Genomic DNA, 16,929 nt, shown 5'->3' on the forward strand with positions numbered 1-16,929 from the left:
TTAGCAATGACTAGGTTCGGGATTTTTCATATTTGAATTTGAGAGCTTATCGCTAGCTCATGGCAGCATCGATTTCACGACTAATCAGCGTACCAACACCTTCGTTAGTAAAAATCTCTAACAGCGTGGCATGCGGGACACGACCATCGACGATAACCGCGCTTTTTACGCCGCTACGTACTGCGTCAAGCGCGCATTGAATCTTAGGAATCATACCACCTGAGATAATGCCATCTTCAATAAGACCATCGACTTTCTTTGGCGTAAGTCCAGTCACGACTTCACCGTCGCGTCCCAATACCCCTTTGATATTGGTTAGGAGCATGAGCTTTTCAGCTTGCAAAAATTCAGCGACTTTTCCCGCGACCAAATCAGCGTTGATATTGTAGGTATTGCCTTCGCTATCAACACCAAGCGGCGCGATAACAGGGATAAAGTTGGAGGAGATAAGCATATTAATCACGTCTTTATTGACGCTGACCACATCACCAACAAAACCTAAATCAACGGGCACCGCAACACCATCTGCACCAATTTTTTCCATCATTAGCTTTTTGGCTAAGATTAAGTTGGCGTCTTTACCCGTCAGACCAATGGCGCGGCCACCATGCTTGTTGATTAAGCTGACGATAGATTTATTGACGCCGCCGCCTAGTACCATCTCGACAATATCCATGGTGCTTTTGTCAGTGACTCGCATACCATCGATACGCTCAGATTTGCGTCCGAGCTCCTTTAACAAATTATCTACTTGCGGTCCACCGCCGTGCACCACTACCGGATGCATACCTACTGTCTTTAGTAGCACAATATCACGTGCAAAAGAGCTCTCAAGCTCAGGATCAGTCATCGCATTACCACCGTATTTGACGACGATTAGTTTGCCGACGTAGCGTTGGATATAGGGCAGCGCTGTGGTCAATACTTCAGCGGTGATTTTGGCTTCATCCAGATTAAGCGTCATGACTAACTCCTAAAAGATATGGGTTTAAAAGGCTGGTTATTCAGAAATAAGGTCTGCAATCTGCGCTGCCAAATTTTTATCAAAGGGACGGCAGAGCGCGACGAAGCGTGCTTGTATGTCTTTTAAATCCGCTAAGCTGTCGCCAGCAAAGCGCACGGTCAAATGATGACTGGTGTTTGATTGGCGCAATACGCCAAAACCATGAGCGAAATCTAAGCGCACGCCATCAATACAGGTCAGCCGAGTGCCACTCGGTAACAATTGCTTGGCTTGGGCTAAGGTCGTATGCTCGACACTCGACACACAAGAGCATGATGATGAGCCATGAGCCGCAGCCAAGGTATTGTCGACGTCATCAAAAGGCGGCGTAACCAAACGTTGTAGATAATAACAAAATTCTGCTAACTGTTGCACGATTGGGCATTGTAGAGACGCGCTATTGGGTAAAGGTAAATAATGATCCGCTGTACTGACCAACGTCGGTAATTGACGGGTGATATCAGTCAACCGAGGAGGGCGGGAGGTCTCAATGGCTTCGCCCCATAGACCAACGGCGGCTGATGCGTTATCAGCAAGCGCCGCTGTATATACCAGCCAATGCAGCAGCCGTAAGCCTGCGTACATCGCATCATCATAAGCAGTAAAATAACCGTCGTTAAAAATAAAATGTCCAGATAACTCGCCTGCGAATAGGATTTGACTGTCATCGACCCGCAGCTGTTGCCGCATTAAGCTACTGCCGGTTTTGCTTAGAATGGGAGTCGCCCCCAAGTCGCTTAAGAGCATAGGCAGATGGTGTGAGCATTTAATATCAAACAGTACTTGCGGGCTCACGGTATCAGCCTGCCACGGTTCTGGACGCTCGCTAATGGCAACTGAGGCGAGCAAATACAGTAGATGGTCAGGCATAATCACTTTACCGCTGTTGTCGACAATCATTAATCGATCGCCATCGCCATCGAATGCCAGACCAATATCGGCAGTATTTACGATGACGGTTTGTTGCAGTTCGGCCAATCGATTCGGCTCAGTAGGGTCAGGGTTGCCCATAGGAAAGCTACCATCAGGCGTGTCATTGATGATGATAACGCGCTGACAGAAGGTCGTGAATAACGGTAGGGCGATTCTACTGGTCGCCCCATGCATACAATCAATAACGATGGTGAGATCAAGTTTTTTAAAGGTTCGTTTGTTGCTAGCAGATAGGCTTTGATCGGGATAAATATTGATAAATACATCGGCAATGGCATCAATATAAGGCTCTGCCACAATATCAGTGGGCAAGCCTATAACGGATAATATCGACGGTGCTGTAGCGTCATCACTGTGGCATGCATTTGAGAGTTTAGGGCTGTCATTGCCATTGTCACTGTTATTGTCATTTTGATTGTTGCGTTGGTTAGCCGCAAACGCTGTCAAATCTTGATAAAGCAACTGAATATCTTCGGCACTAGGAGAGGCGTTGCCAACCAGCCACTTGATACCCAAAATGCCTTTGGCAGAGTGACTGGCGGTGACCATGATGCCATGACCGTCGTATTGCTCAGTCCAAAATGCCATCATCGGTGTAGTGACCAAGCCTAAATTAATCACTTGCAGGCCTTGCTCTTGCAGGCTGGTCGCTAATGCCTGAGCCATGCTATCGCTATCGCAGCGTACATCATAGCCGATGATGACCGTGGTTTCTTTTGGTGTATGATGCGGTTTAGCATGGCTTTTACAAATATCGCTGTTAGCAGTATCGCCATTAGCAATGAGCTTGCCATGTTTGGCAGCATGGTAGCTTTTATAAAGTCGTACAAAGGCGCTGCCCAAAGCCTTTATAAAATCTGGCGTAAAGTACTGCTCGTCGCCGCGAATATCATAAGCACGAAATAAGGAGTGCTGCGCAGCAAAAGACGGCATCGCTTACTCTCCTTATAGTCGTAATAAATGGGCTAGTGGTGAAACAAAAAATCGCTGATTATTTTTATTGCTGCGATTGATGCTAAATGAAAATCCAATAATGCTTAATGCTTATATTCAATGCTACTGACGACCAGAATGTCCAAAACCACCCGCACCGCGCGCGCTGGTATCACTAAATTCTGCCACCACTGCAAACTCTGGGCGGGCGACGGGTACGACCACATACTGTGCCATACGTTCTGCTGGGTTGAGTACAAAGTCTTCATTGCTGCGATTCCAAATACTGACCATCAGCTCACCTTGATAATCGGCATCAATCAAGCCGACCAAGTTACCCAAAACGATACCATGCTTATGACCCAGACCTGAACGCGGTAAAATCATCCCCGCAAAATTGGGATCTTGAATATAAACGGCGAGGCCAGTACCTATTAAATGCGTGGCACCTGCTTTAATCGTTAAAGGCTCGTCAATGCAAGCACGTAAGTCAATACCGGCACTGCCATCGGTGACGCGCGTTGGTAGAGAAAATGCTTTATCTTCAGTGATTTTAGGGTTTAATACTTTGACTTGTACAGCTTGCATAACGCACTCACTTAGCGATTTTTTGATTTAAGTTGATTTTATGTTTTATAAATAGAACGAATCACATTTTTAACTTTGAGTATTTTAAATATACTTAACAGCAACTATTATTATAAATAGCTGCTGATTTTTAACTTTTGGTATTTAACTTCTAATAACTGCTTTACTAGGGCGTATCCTCATTTTAAAAATGGTCCTAAAATGAGATAAATTGCCGTCAAACGAGGAAAATAGCGCAAATAATATCGGGATATTAATCAGCTATTTGACGATGTTTGGCAAAATTTAGCCATTTTTAGCCCATTTAGATACAATCGCTTGAATTGAGGACACGCCTTAAAGAATCAGCACGCTTGCCAAGCCCAAGAATGACATAAAGCCGACGATATCAGTCACGGTGGTTAAGATAACCGAAGCGGACAGCGCAGGATCGATATTCATGCGTTTCAATGCCAATGGAATACTAATGCCCGATACATTGGCAGCGGTCATATTAATGGCAATAGCAAAACCGATCACCGAGCTAATTTTAATATCATGAAACCACAGTTGCGCGATAAACGCCATAATTATCGCCCAGATGATACCGTTTATCGCACCGACCCACAGTTCTTTATTGAGTAACCACAGACGGTTAGAACCACCGATTTGACCCATCGCCATACCGCGAATGACCACGGTCAGCGTCTGCGAGCCAGCGATGCCGCCCATACTGGCAACCACGGGCATCAATATCGCCAGCGCCACCACTTGCGCCAATACTTCCTCGAACTGTCCAATCACCGCTGCCGCCAAAAGCGCGGTACACAAGTTGATGCCCAGCCAAACGCTACGGCTTTTGGCACTGGTTAAAATAGGAGCAAACAGCTCCTCGTCTTGACTGACACCCGCAAGGTTTTTCATGGTGCTATCGACATCATCTTGGATAATTTCCATGATGTCTTCACCATTTAATTGACCAACGAGCTCACCATGACTATTAATGACGGGCGCAAAACGAATGTCTTCTGACCGAAAAATCGCGGCAGCATCTTGAATATCTAAGCGGTCATTAATGGTAATAGCATTATCAATCAGCGCTGAGACCAGAGTGTTTTGATTATGCTTAATCAAATCTACCAGACTGAGTAGTCCAAGTAATTGCTGGCTTTGATCGACGACCAGTAGCTCTTGGCTTTGGTCATCAAGTAAGTCATCGTTTTCGCGTAGCCAGTGCTGTACTTGCGCCAGACTAATATCGTCCTTTACTTGGATAATATCTGGATCCATATAGCTGCCAACTTCCCAGTCAGCATAGGTATCGAGCTTATTAACCTGAATCCTAATATCTTCATCTAAAGTCGCCATGACTGAGGTACGCACGCTCTCAGTAACGGTGTCTAGAATCTCAGAGATATCTTGCGCATCAAGGTCTTGGGTAAAAAGCGATATCTCTTTTGAAGAGATGTTTTCCATCAAAGGCTGGCGCGTATCTACGTCCAGCTCAGCGAGGACTTCACCTCTTAAGTTGTCAGGGACTTGTGCCCAGATAATGCGCCGCGCTTGGGTCGGGAAAGATTCGAGTAGGTTGGCAATCTCATACTCTGACTGCTTGATTAAGAACTCAGCGATGTCGCTATGCGAGTCTTTAGCGACCAGTTCCTGTAGATATAACAGCTTATATTCGGCACTATATTCTAACGGATTATAATCTGCCTGCAAGGTTGGCTGACGATCAGGAGTAGGCGTGGGAGCAGGCATAATCGTTCCAGAGTAGTGAGTGAATAGTTTTTTTGCCAACCATTAACCTCATGCTAATGGTGTGGCGCTCAATGTAACATGGCTAATGCATGTTCTAGCCACTAGCCATGTTACGATTTTTATCGGTCTAGCGTTTACCCAGTAAGGCACGAATATTGGCCAAATATTCATCAGCGACGGCTTCTGGATCTTTGGTCGCTTTTTTCTTTTTCGCTTTGGCTGGCCAGTCGATATGATCTTCTGGTAATTCATCTAAAAAGCGTGATTCAGAGGTCACGCGCATCTGCCCACCGGCGCGGCGCTGAGTCGCTAAAGTCAACGTCAGCTCACGACGGGCTCGGGTAATACCCACATACATCAAACGCCGTTCTTCTTCGACCGTCTCGCTCATGATAGAGTTGCGATGTGGCAGCATCTCTTCCTCAAGGCCCATGATATAAACAAAATCAAACTCCAGACCTTTTGCCGCATGCAAGGTCATTAGGTTGACCTTGTTGGTGTTTTCTTCTTCTTGCTGTTGCTCAAGCATGTCGAGTAACACCAGCTTGCGAATAATGGTATCAATCGTCCGGTCTTCATCTTCTTCCGCGCGATTAATCAACGATTGGATACTGGTATAAAGCATATCGATATTATCGATACGGTTCTTTTCTTGTTGCGGCGTTTTGGCGTCGCTACGCACGAAGTCAATATAACCGGTCTCATCAATCATCTGGCGCACGATTGGCACAGGGTCAGGGTGTTGATCCAGCTCGCGAGTATAATGCTCAATGAACTCACCAAACTCTTTTATCGTGCCATACGCTTTAGACGGCAAGACATGAGCAAGACCGGCGTGCGTGCAAGAGGCTAATAATGAGATGCTATGCTCTTGCGAAAACAAGCCTAATTTTTCCAGCGTTGCCGGTCCCATGCCGCGTTTGGGCGTATTGATAATACGTAAAAATGCACTGTCGTCTTCTGGGTTTAGGATAAGACGCAGATAACCCATGATGTCTTTGATTTCACTACGGGCAAAGAACGACTGACCACCCGATAGTTTATAAGGCACTTGCAACTGGCGCAATTGCGCCTCCAGCATGCGCGCCTGAAAGTTACTGCGATACAGAACGGCATACTGCTCCCACTCATTACCGAAACGTAGCTTATGCGTGACAATCTCTTTTGCCACGCGCTCAGACTCATCGTCGTCATTACGGCAATTAATAATGCGAATCTTTTCGCCTTGCCCTTTATCTGACCACAGTTTCTTTTCGAATAAATGCTCGTTATTCATAATAACGGCGTTGGCTGAGGTCAAAATACGGGTAGTCGAGCGATAATTTTGCTCAAGCATGACGATTTTCAACTTTGGAAAGTCTTCTTTTAGCAGCGCCATGTTTTCAGGCTTAGCCCCGCGCCACGCATAGATAGACTGATCATCGTCACCAACCACGGTAAAGCGCCCTTGCGGTCCGACCAGATATTTAATCATTTCGTACTGGGCGGTATTGGTGTCTTGATACTCATCGACGAGCAAATAACGAATACGGTTTTGCCATTTGTCACGTAGTTCTCGATTTTCACGCAGTATCTTGGTTGGTAGTACAATCAAGTCGTCAAAATCGACGGCATTATAAGCACGTAGATTACGCTCATATAGGGCATATAAAGTGGCAAAAATCATATCTTCTGGATCGTCTAAGGTTTCCATCGCCTTATCCGGCTCAACCAAATCGTTCTTCCAGTCAGATATGAATTTAATGGCTTTACCAACCAGTTCGCGACTTTCCGCACCGCTTAAGTTGTCACGCATCATCAGCTCCATCAGCAAACGCTTACTATCGTCGCTGTCCATGATGGAGAAGTTGCCCTTTAACGGCGTATGAATCAGCTCATAACGCAAAAATTGCAGACCGAATTGGTGAAAGGTAGATACCGTTAAACCGCGCATTTTTTCGCTTGGCAGCAATTTACTGACACGAGCTTTCATCTCGCGCGCGGCTTTATTGGTAAAGGTCACCGCCGTGATGCGCTCAGCTGGCATGTTGCATTCTTCGATAAGGTAAGCAATTTTGCGAGTAATCACTGACGTCTTACCGGAGCCTGCACCTGCTAGCACAAGCAATGGACCGGATACGTAGAGCATCGCTTCTTGTTGTTTGGGATTAAGTTGACTCATAAGGTGACCTGTAAGACAAAAGCGAAAAAGAGAACAGAGCTGATATTGAAAGCGATTTAGCTAAATGAAAAATGCCCATACTAAGCAAATTGATAGTGTCATATGGCATCGATAGGGTTAATCATGCAGTCTGCTCATCAAGCTCATGATCATTAATATTTTGTGACAATTAATCATGAGAGCCGTCATTAAAACAGCCACTTACATAACCATGAAATTCGGTGGGTTATTATAAAGCAAAAACCCTATCTTTGGGTGAGGAGTTCAATGATGAGTGCCTAGTAAAAAATCGTTTGGATCTGGTGACTTACATTATATATACCAGCGCTTTTTTAGAAATGTGGATTTGTGCTCAATATAAGGTAACGTCTATAGCATAATTTATAATAAAAAAAATATGTTTTTTTTGCCTATAAAGTGACCGTACAATACAGTTAAAAACTAGCTTTTGAGCCATGATATGCGTATAGTACGTAAATAATTTATGCCAGTTGTCACGTCATTATTGACCACGTGTAATGAGCTATTAAATCAATTAAATAAAACATCAAATATGATATTGATTTAATACGTTGATCTTACGTTGTTAGAAGATGCGTTAGGCGACCAGCTTTCTCCGCATGCGTGCCGGAAATTCTATAGTTGGTCACGTCTGACACCGTCGTCAATAAGCTTGATAATTGGTTATTACCAGCACAGTACCTATAATAGTTAATGAGTTGCTTATGTGAGTGACTCATTGACAGTTACTTTGTGTTTTCGTCTGCGTTACGCCTGTCGCACGACTGCCTTAACTGGTGTATCTGCGCTGCGCTTAACACTCGATTGGGTGAGGAGCACGTATTATCATGTCTGCTTTTAATTGGTCAGCAGTTGCTTTTATTTTAGCCGCCATTGGGCTAGTTGTCTTTATGCTGGTCGTTCCGCGCTTACTTGGCGGTCGCTCTCAGGGCTCACAAAAAGAAGAAGTATTTGAAGCGGGTGTTGTCGGAGCTGGCAACGCCCGCATTCGTTTGTCTGCCAAATTCTATTTGGTGGCAATCTTCTTTGTTATCTTTGATTTAGAGGCGCTGTATTTATACGCTTATGCTGTTTCAGTACGCGAAACTGGCTGGGCTGGGTTTATTGCAGCAGCGACCTTTATCATTGATTTGTTAATTGGTCTGGTATACGCTTTGAGTTTGGGCGCGCTAAACTGGGCACCTGCTGACAAACTGCGTAAAAAAGTACGTCTCTATACTGCGCCTGCGGGCTTTAACTTGGCAGATATCACCAAGTTCGATGGTGTCGATGAGCTGATGGTTGACCCGACCGGCAAAATACCCGCGCAGTCTTCAGGACAGATTAATGTCTCAAACAATATTGAGACCAATCGTCGTCATCTACAAAATATCGATCATATTAATACCACAGGTAATGTTACCTCTGTGGACTTTGCGACGTCCGCGCATCAGGATAATACTAAGCGATAACTATTTTCCTTATACCTATCGGCTTTTAAAACTTATACTTAGGTTTTACAAAAGATTATAAGAGTCAACGCTGGTGGCAACGATATGATAATGATAATACTGTAAAGAAGATGGCAGTCGATTTATATTAATGGTCACTTATTAATAATAGAAGTTAAGGTGATAGTGAGGGCAAGTTAATTGTCACGCTGCGCCTAATATAAAGGTTGTATGTTATGAAATACACATTAACAAAAGCCAACCCTGATGCAGATGTCTATCCTGCACAGACCAGTCAAACGGTCAACGATCCTATCGAAGACGAAGTCAATAAAAACGTCTTTATGGGTCGTCTAGAAGACCTTGTTCATTCAACAGCAAACTGGGGGCGCAAGCACTCACTATGGCCATTTAACTTTGGTACTTCTTGCTGTTATGTCGAATACGCCACTACTTTAACAGCCGTTCATGATTTGTCACGTTTTGGGGCAGAAGTTATTCGTGCCTCGCCCCGTCAGGCAGATGTCATGATTGTTGCTGGTACTTGCTTTGTTAAAATGGCACCGGTTATCCAGCGCCTTTATGAGCAAATGCTTGAGCCAAAATGGGTTATCTCAATGGGTGCTTGTGCTAACTCGGGCGGCATGTACGATATCTATTCTGTTGTGCAAGGCGTGGATAAGATTATTCCAGTAGACGTCTATGTGCCAGGCTGTCCGCCGCGTCCAGAAGCGTTGATTCAAGGCTTGATGTTACTACAAGAATCTATCACCAAAGAGCGTCGTCCGCTGGGCATTCATGTCAATGATCAGGGTATCTACCAGCCACAAATGACGCCTGAGCGTGACCGCAAGCAAGCGGATCGTATCGCGGTGAAAAACTTGCGTAGTCCAGATAGTATTTAGCCAACCAGCTTTTATTTAATGAATATTTGGTTTGGCAACTCTCGTTAAGTTGGCTTGATCGTTAATAATTCGTAGCAATGCCAAGTACGCGTACGTGCATCATAATTTAGTTATGTTTAACATAGCTAAATTATGACTAATACAGCTCAGTTATGACTAACATAGTTCAGTTATGATTAATGAAGGAATACATCATTCATGGTCACGGTAGTCGAAAACACAGATCCTAAGATTAAGCCTGTTCCAGCAGTTATCAAAGAGCTAGAGCATAAATATGCTGGCAAATTCGTGGTACAGCACACTGTTGATGAGATTCCAACGGTTTGGGTAGCGCGTGCTGATTTGCTGGATATTCTCTTATTCCTGCGTAAATTGCCAAAACCCTATGTCATGCTCTTTGACTTGTCAGCGATAGATGAGCGCTTGCGCCAACATCGCCAAGGCATGCCCGACAGTGACTTTACGGTGTTTTATCACTTAATGTCGTTTGAGCGTAATAGTGATGTGCGTATCAAGGTGGCACTGAGCGAAGACGATGTCAATGTACCGAGCGCCACCCAGATTTGGCCAAATGCCAATTGGTATGAGCGTGAAGTGTGGGATATGTTTGGTATTGTCTTTAGTGGTCATCCGCATCTAACCCGTATTTTATTACCTAAATATTGGGAAGGTCATCCACTGCGTAAAGAGTATCATGCGCGGGCGACTGAATTTACTCCTTACTTTCTAAATAACGCCAAACAACAATACGAGCAAGAAAACCTGCGCTTTGTTCCCGAAGAGTGGGGCATGAAACGCTCGGGTCGTGATGAAGACTTTATGTTCTTGAACATTGGTCCTAACCATCCATCCGCTCATGGTGCATTTCGCCTAGTTTTACAGCTTGATGGCGAAGAAGTCGTCGACTGTATCCCAGATATTGGCTATCACCATCGCGGTGCCGAAAAAATGGCTGAGCGTCAAACATGGCACTCATTTATTCCTTATACCGACCGTATTGATTACCTCGGCGGCGTAATGAATGAGCTACCGTACATCATGTCGGTTGAAAAGCTTGCTGGGATTACCATTCCACCGCGCGCTGAAACCATCCGCGTGATGATGAGTGAGTTTTTCCGTATTACCAATAACTTGTTATTTGTCGGTACCTTTATTCAGGATGCAGGTGGTATGACCCCAGTATTCTATATGTTTACCGATCGCCAAAAAGCTTATGATGTCATCGAAGCCGTGACTGGCTACCGTATGCATCCTGCGTGGTTCCGTATCGGTGGTACGGCGCACGATTTACCGCGCGGCTGGCAGCGTTTGGTTCGTGAATTCTTGGATTGGATGCCAAAACGCTTGGATGAATATGTCAAAGCGGCACTGCAAAACAGCGTGCTCAAAGGTCGTACCCAAGGCGTGGCGCAATATAACACCAAGCAAGCATTGGCATGGGGCGTGACTGGCGCAGGTTTACGTGCGACAGGCTTAGATTTCGATTTGCGTAAAGCGCGTCCTTATATGGGCTACGAGAATTACGACTTTGAAGTCCCAGTCGGCTATAACGGTGATGCTTATGATCGCTGTATGGTGAAAGTCGAAGAGATGCGCCAGTCGTTACGTATCATCCGTCAATGTATGGACAATATGCCGCAAGGTCCTTATAAAGCCGATCATCCATTGGCAGTACCACCGCCAAAAGACCGTACGTTGAATGACATCGAGACCTTGATTAACCACTTTATCTCCGTATCTTGGGGTCCTGTGATGCCAGCGGGCGAGTGTACGACGATCGTAGAAGCGACCAAAGGTCTGAACAGTTATTATATTACTTCAGACAAAGCGACAATGAGCTACCGTACTCGTATTCGTACGCCGACATTTGCACATTTACAGCAAATGCCATCGGTTATTAATGGCTCGCTCGTATCCGATGCCATTATGTATTTAGCATCGATTGATATTGTGATGGCAGATTGTGACCGTTAGAACGTCTGTAATTATCAGTTAATAAGATGATAAGTTTGTTAGGGTTATAAGCGAATAGCTATAAACCTATGAGTTAAAAAGTAAGACAAGTTCATTAATATGTTATCGCCAAACTGGCACACCAAAACGCTGTTGGCGCGCGATGAGCGCAACCTAAACAGTGGGCTGAGTGAGGAAAGAAAAAGATTATGAGAATTGTTTCCGATAAAATGCCAAAAGTAGATGTGGCAAGTATCTTAACCGCTGAAGAAATTGCAGCAATCCATGAACATATGCATCACTATCCCCATCCGCGTGCCGCGTCTTTAGATGCGCTAAAAATTGTGCAAAAGCGTAATGGCTGGGTTGATGATGCGCAAGTTAATGCCATTGCCAATATTCTAAATGTGCCTATGACTGATATGGATGGCGTAGCAACCTTCTTTAACCGTATCTATCGTCAGCCTGTCGGTCGTCACGTCATTCTCATTTGTGATTCAGTGGCTTGTTATTTGACCGGTTATGAGGCGTTATCGGCTGAAATCAGAGCGCAATTAAATATTGAGTACGGCCAGACGACTGCTGATGGTCGTTTTACGCTATTACCGATTTGCTGTTTGGGTAACTGTGATAAAGGTCCTGCGGTGCTGATAGATGAAGACACTTATGGTCCTGTCCAGCCCTCCGAGGTCGCGCAATTATTGGAGCTATACGCATGAGTTTAACGATTTCAGAGCAGATTGCTCGTCGCGGTCAAGGCCAAGCGCCAAGCCAGCTAAATGCACAGCGTGTTCCAATTTATGGCGATAAAGCAACCGCTACTAGCGAAACCAAACCATTGACTTGGCGTTTGGCGCATCATGATGCGGTGCTTGATTTAGCCACTTATGAGTCTCTAAAAGGCTTCACTGGTCTAAAAGAAGCGCTATCTAAATCGCCAAAAGACGTCGGCAATATGATTAAAGCCGCCAATGTCCGAGGTCGCGGCGGTGCAGGTTTTAACGCGGGTCTAAAGTGGTCGTTTATGTCGCCGCCGGACGGTTTGCCGCGTTATCTTATCTGTAATGCTGATGAAATGGAGCCGGGTACTTTTAAAGACCGTCTATTAATGGAGCGTTTACCGTTTCAGTTGATTGAAGGTATGCTTATTACCGCGCATGCGATTGGTGCCACTGACGGTTATATCTTTATCCGCGGTGAGTATATCTTGGCCGCTGAACGTTTGGTCGCTGCTATCGAAGAATGTTTGGCCAACAATCTCATGGGCGACAATATTTTAGGCTCAGATTTTAGTTTTAATCTGCATGTGCATACTGGCGCTGGACGTTATATTTGCGGTGAAGAAACCGCATTGATTAACAGCTTAGAAGGTCGCCGTGCTAACCCACGTACCAAACCCCCTTTCCCGCAAATCTCTGGTGCATGGGGCAGACCAACGGTTGTCAATAACGTTGAGACCTTATGCAATATGCCAGCCATCTTGAATCACGGCGTAGAGTGGTATCAATCACTATCCGAGATTAAAGGTAAAAGTAAAACGCCAGGCACCAAATTATTTGGCTGTTCAGGCTTGGTCAATGATCCAGGCCTCTGGGAGTTACCCTTTGGTTATACGGCTCGCGAAATCATTGAAGATTTAGCCGGTGGTATGAAAGATGGTAAAACGCTGAAGGCTTGGTTACCGGGCGGCGCCTCGACTGACTTTTTGACTGCAGAACATTTGGACGTGGTCGTAGATTTTGACACCATTCAAGAAGCGGGTAGCCGTATGGGTACTGGGCTTATCATGGTCGTCGATGAGTCGCAAGATATGGTGCCGTTACTTCGTAACCTTGAGATTTTCTTTCAACGCGAGTCGTGCGGCTGGTGTACACCGTGTCGTGATGGCTTACCGTGGGGCGTCAAATTGCTGACCGCTATCAATAACGGTGAGGGACAAGTGGGCGATGTCGAAAAACTAGAGGGCCTGACGCGTGATTTATGGATTGGTAAGACATTCTGTGCGCATGCGCCAGGTGCGATGGAACCACTAATGAGTGCGATTAAATATTTCCGTCCAGAGTTTGATCAAAAAATCGCGCAGGCGGTTGGTGTCGATGTGATTGATGCGGCAGCCAACCAACAGCCAGCAGTGAAATAAGGAGAGCGGCATGGCAGTCATACATATTGATGGAACCACTGTCGAAGTAGATAGCAGCGACAACTTACTACAAGCCTGCTTATCACTCGGCATTGATGTGCCGTATTTTTGTTATCATCCAGCCCTAGGCTCAGTAGGCTCGTGCCGTCAGTGCGCGGTCAAGCAATTCCAAAATAAAGAAGATATGGAAGCGGGTCGCGGTCGCCTCGTGATGTCATGTATGGTCGCTCCTGGCGATGATATGTACATCTCTGTGACTGACGATGAAGCCAAAGCATTCCGCAAGTCGATGGTTGAGTTACTTATGACTAACCATCCACATGATTGTCCAACTTGTGAAGAGGGTGGACATTGTCATTTGCAGGACATGACCTATATGTCAGGTCATAGCCGTCGTCGCTATCGCTTTACCAAACGCACCCATCATAACCAAGAGCTTGGGCCATTTATCGCCCATGAGATGAACCGTTGCATCGCTTGCTATCGTTGTGTACGTTTTTATAAAGACTATGCGGGCGGCGAAGATTTGGGTGTTTATGGCTCAAACAATCGCGTCTATTTTGGCCGTGACAAAGATGGTCAGTTTGAAAGCGAGTTCTCAGGCAACTTAACCGAAGTATGCCCAACGGGTGTATTTACCGATAAAACGCATTCTGAACGCTATAACCGCAAATGGGATATGCAGTACGCACCAAGCATCTGTCATGGTTGCTCAGCAGGTTGTAATATCTCACCAGGTGAGCGTTATGGTGAATTGCGCCGCATCGAAAACCGCTATAACGGCGAAGTAAACCGTTACTTCTTATGTGATCGTGGTCGCTTTGGTTATGGCTATGTCAATCGTGATGATCGTCCAACCCAAGCGCTTGAACGCATCAATGATAAGCATGTCAAAATTAATATTGACTACGCTCTTGATGAAACCATCAAACGTATCAAAGATAAAAAAGTTATCGGGATTGGCTCACCACGTGCCAGTTTAGAGACTAACTTTGCCCTAAAAAACCTCGTTGGCTTTGATAACTTCTCAACAGGTCTGAATCATCAGCAACAAGCACTGGTCAATAAATGCATCGAAGTGCTTAGCATGGAAGGCATTTATAACCCTAGCATGACCGATATCGAAACGCATGATGCAGTGCTCGTATTAGGTGAGGACATCACGCAAACCTCATCACGAGTGGCGCTATCAGTACGCCAAGCCGCAAAGAACGAAGGCCTAAAAATGGCGGCGGCGCTGCAAACGCAGCCTTGGCTTGCTGAACCAGTTAAGCGTATCGCGCAAGATGCATTAAGCCCAGTTTATGTCATTGATGTGACCCAAACCAAGCTAGAAGACATCAGTAAAGTCAGCGTAGTCGCGACACCTGAAGACATCACTAAACTTGGCTTTAAAGTCGCTGATGAAATTGCTAACTTCGCTGATGATTTAGCAGAAGTAGCGGACCCACAAGCGGCTGAACAAGACGCTAATGTGGATGCGATGCAAGCATTGGCTCAGCAGATCGCTTATGATTTGGTTCAAGCGGATAAGCCATTAATCATCTCTGGTACTAGCCTGTCGTCTACCGCATTAATAGAAGCGGCGGCACAGATTACTCAAGCATTAACACAAAAACGTGCTGCGATTAAAGCAACGGAACAGCAGCAAGTTGAGGCACATAATGAGCAGGTTCGCGCCGCTGAAGCACAAACAGCAACTGCTCAGCAAAGCGAAGACAAAGACTTGTCTGCTAAACCCAACAAACCGGAAACGGGCGTTGATACAGAAGCACAAGACGACGTCGAGCGTGAGCCTGCAACCAAGCTTGAGCTAAAAGAAGTGAATGATAGCTATCATGCGCAAGCCGGTATCTATCTAACGGTTCCTGATGCCAACAGCATGGGTGTCTGCATGCTCGGCGGTCAGTCAGTCGAAGAATTGTTAGCGACTGATTTTGATGTCGTCATCGTCGCTGAAAACCAGCTAACTGATGCCATCGATGCCAATAAATTAACGCAGCTATTATCTGATAAGACCGTCATTGCACTGGATCATCAGCTACTTGATTGGCACAAAGATGTCGATATCGTATTACCAGCCGCAAGCTTTGCAGAAGCGGACGGCACATTGATATCTGCTGAGGGTCGTGCCCAGCGCTTCTTCCAAGTTTATGATAACGAATATTATCATCCGATGAGTAGCATCAAAGAAGGCTGGCGCTGGCTGCACGCGGTACATAGCAGTATTGAAGGTCGCGACGTCGATTGGACACAGCTTGATGATGTTATTAATGCACTAATCGCTACGCATCCTAAGCTTGCTGGTATCAAGAATGCTGCGCCTGATGCTGATTACCGTATGACGGGTCTAAAGATTGCCCGTCAGCCGCGTCGCTATTCAGGCCGTACCGCCATGCGGGCCCCAATCTCAGTCCATGAGCCAATGCAGCCAAAAGATTTGGATACTGGTTTAACCTTTTCAATGGAAGGCTATAGTGGCAAACAAACACCAAGCTCGATGATTCCTTTTGCCAATGCGGCAGGTTGGAACTCACCGCAAGCGTGGAATAAGTATCAAGACAAAGTGGGCGGCAGTCTAAAAAATGGTGATCCCGGTGTACGCTTATTTGATCAATTAGAGCGTTTAGCCATGCGTCAATATGTTGCACCAGAAGCGATGTCTGCAACCACGACCGACATGCAGCAGGGACAGGCTAAGCTTGTGCCTATTTATAATATTTATGCCAGCTCAATGATGGCATCACGTAGCCCAATCGTAGCTGAGCAACTGCCTATCGCGACATGGCGTATTGGTATGGACGATGCCAAAGACTGGAATATTGCAGCTGGTGATTACTTAGCCATTGAGATTGATAAGCAGCAAATCACCTTGCCAGTACAGATTGTCGGTTATCTAGCAGAAGGTTGTATTGGTTATCCGGTTGGGCAGGTGAGTATTATTCATCCATCCATGCCAGCATCAGTACGTAAGGTTGATGCGCCAGTAACGATGATGGGCAGTATGGCTAATGACAGCTCTTTAACTGCGAATACTAACGATACAGCGCCAGTAGACAACGCGCCGACCACTACACAGGAGGTGTAATATGCAAGTTACCCGTATTATCCCTGATGTGCCA

12 protein-coding genes are annotated in these 16,929 nt (G+C 45.6%); 6 read left to right on the forward strand and 6 right to left on the reverse strand.

Annotated features, from left to right (window positions below):
- Positions 1-52: 52 nt before the first annotated feature.
- The 6 genes from argB to W293_RS17290 form a co-directional block, all read right to left on the reverse strand.
- Complete coding sequence (gene argB / locus W293_RS0114405) at positions 53-964, reverse strand: acetylglutamate kinase (RefSeq protein ID WP_025653087.1); 912 nt, start codon at positions 962-964, stop codon at positions 53-55.
- A gap of 36 nt (positions 965-1,000) precedes the next feature.
- A complete protein-coding gene (locus tag W293_RS0114410; RefSeq protein ID WP_025653088.1) occupies positions 1,001-2,869 on the reverse strand; it encodes a phosphomannomutase in 1,869 nt (622 codons plus the stop codon).
- Between the two features lie 123 nt (positions 2,870-2,992).
- Positions 2,993-3,457 carry a dUTP diphosphatase gene (gene dut, locus W293_RS0114415; protein ID WP_025653090.1) on the reverse strand — a complete coding sequence of 155 codons (465 nt, stop codon included), beginning with the start codon at positions 3,455-3,457 and terminating at the stop codon, positions 2,993-2,995.
- A gap of 336 nt (positions 3,458-3,793) precedes the next feature.
- On the reverse strand, positions 3,794-5,197 hold the full coding sequence (gene mgtE, locus W293_RS0114420; RefSeq protein ID WP_025653091.1) for a magnesium transporter: 1,404 nt from the start codon (positions 5,195-5,197) through the stop codon (positions 3,794-3,796).
- 127 nt (positions 5,198-5,324) lie between these two features.
- A complete protein-coding gene (locus W293_RS0114425) occupies positions 5,325-7,358 on the reverse strand; it encodes a UvrD-helicase domain-containing protein (protein WP_025653092.1) in 2,034 nt (677 codons plus the stop codon).
- A gap of 578 nt (positions 7,359-7,936) precedes the next feature.
- Positions 7,937-8,098 carry a hypothetical protein gene (locus W293_RS17290; RefSeq protein WP_156915660.1) on the reverse strand — a complete coding sequence of 54 codons (162 nt, stop codon included), beginning with the start codon at positions 8,096-8,098 and terminating at the stop codon, positions 7,937-7,939.
- A 108-nt stretch (positions 8,099-8,206) separates the two neighbouring features.
- Here W293_RS17290 and ndhC point away from each other — a divergent pair, with 108 nt between their 5' ends.
- The 6 genes from ndhC (at position 8,207) to nuoG (ending at position 16,895) form a co-directional block, all read left to right on the forward strand.
- Positions 8,207-8,830 carry an NADH-quinone oxidoreductase subunit A gene (gene ndhC / locus W293_RS0114430; RefSeq protein WP_025653093.1) on the forward strand — a complete coding sequence of 208 codons (624 nt, stop codon included), beginning with the start codon at positions 8,207-8,209 and terminating at the stop codon, positions 8,828-8,830.
- Between the two features lie 215 nt (positions 8,831-9,045).
- On the forward strand, positions 9,046-9,714 hold the full coding sequence (locus W293_RS0114435) for a NuoB/complex I 20 kDa subunit family protein (protein WP_025653094.1): 669 nt from the start codon (positions 9,046-9,048) through the stop codon (positions 9,712-9,714).
- Positions 9,715-9,912: 198 nt separating this feature from the next.
- On the forward strand, positions 9,913-11,688 hold the full coding sequence (gene nuoC / locus W293_RS0114440) for an NADH-quinone oxidoreductase subunit C/D (RefSeq protein WP_025653095.1): 1,776 nt from the start codon (positions 9,913-9,915) through the stop codon (positions 11,686-11,688).
- Positions 11,689-11,876: 188 nt separating this feature from the next.
- A complete protein-coding gene (nuoE, locus tag W293_RS0114445; protein WP_025653096.1) occupies positions 11,877-12,386 on the forward strand; it encodes an NADH-quinone oxidoreductase subunit NuoE in 510 nt (169 codons plus the stop codon).
- Positions 12,383-13,807 carry an NADH-quinone oxidoreductase subunit NuoF gene (gene nuoF, locus W293_RS0114450; protein WP_025653097.1) on the forward strand — a complete coding sequence of 475 codons (1,425 nt, stop codon included), beginning with the start codon at positions 12,383-12,385 and terminating at the stop codon, positions 13,805-13,807. Before nuoE ends, nuoF begins: the two co-directional genes overlap by 4 nt.
- A gap of 10 nt (positions 13,808-13,817) precedes the next feature.
- Entirely contained in the window at positions 13,818-16,895 is a 3,078-nt protein-coding gene (gene nuoG, locus W293_RS0114455) for an NADH-quinone oxidoreductase subunit NuoG (protein ID WP_025653098.1), read from the forward strand.
- Positions 16,896-16,929: the final 34 nt, after the last annotated feature.

This window comes from Psychrobacter sp. TB67, assembly GCF_000511065.1.
Lineage (GTDB): Bacteria > Pseudomonadota > Gammaproteobacteria > Pseudomonadales > Moraxellaceae > Psychrobacter > Psychrobacter okhotskensis.

Bases quoted from the DNA above. Each gene is read 5' to 3' on its own strand.
- argB (WP_025653087.1), bottom strand. From the start codon at position 964: ATGACGCTTAATCTGGATGAAGCCAAAATCACCGCTGAAGTATTGACC.
- W293_RS0114410 (WP_025653088.1), bottom strand. From the start codon at position 2,869: ATGCCGTCTTTTGCTGCGCAGCACTCCTTATTTCGTGCTTATGATATT.
- dut (WP_025653090.1), bottom strand. From the start codon at position 3,457: ATGCAAGCTGTACAAGTCAAAGTATTAAACCCTAAAATCACTGAAGAT.
- mgtE (WP_025653091.1), bottom strand. From the start codon at position 5,197: ATGCCTGCTCCCACGCCTACTCCTGATCGTCAGCCAACCTTGCAGGCA.
- W293_RS0114425 (WP_025653092.1), bottom strand. From the start codon at position 7,358: ATGAGTCAACTTAATCCCAAACAACAAGAAGCGATGCTCTACGTATCC.
- W293_RS17290 (WP_156915660.1), bottom strand. From the start codon at position 8,098: ATGAGTCACTCACATAAGCAACTCATTAACTATTATAGGTACTGTGCT.
- ndhC (WP_025653093.1), top strand. From the start codon at position 8,207: ATGTCTGCTTTTAATTGGTCAGCAGTTGCTTTTATTTTAGCCGCCATT.
- W293_RS0114435 (WP_025653094.1), top strand. From the start codon at position 9,046: ATGAAATACACATTAACAAAAGCCAACCCTGATGCAGATGTCTATCCT.
- nuoC (WP_025653095.1), top strand. From the start codon at position 9,913: ATGGTCACGGTAGTCGAAAACACAGATCCTAAGATTAAGCCTGTTCCA.
- nuoE (WP_025653096.1), top strand. From the start codon at position 11,877: ATGAGAATTGTTTCCGATAAAATGCCAAAAGTAGATGTGGCAAGTATC.
- nuoF (WP_025653097.1), top strand. From the start codon at position 12,383: ATGAGTTTAACGATTTCAGAGCAGATTGCTCGTCGCGGTCAAGGCCAA.
- nuoG (WP_025653098.1), top strand. From the start codon at position 13,818: ATGGCAGTCATACATATTGATGGAACCACTGTCGAAGTAGATAGCAGC.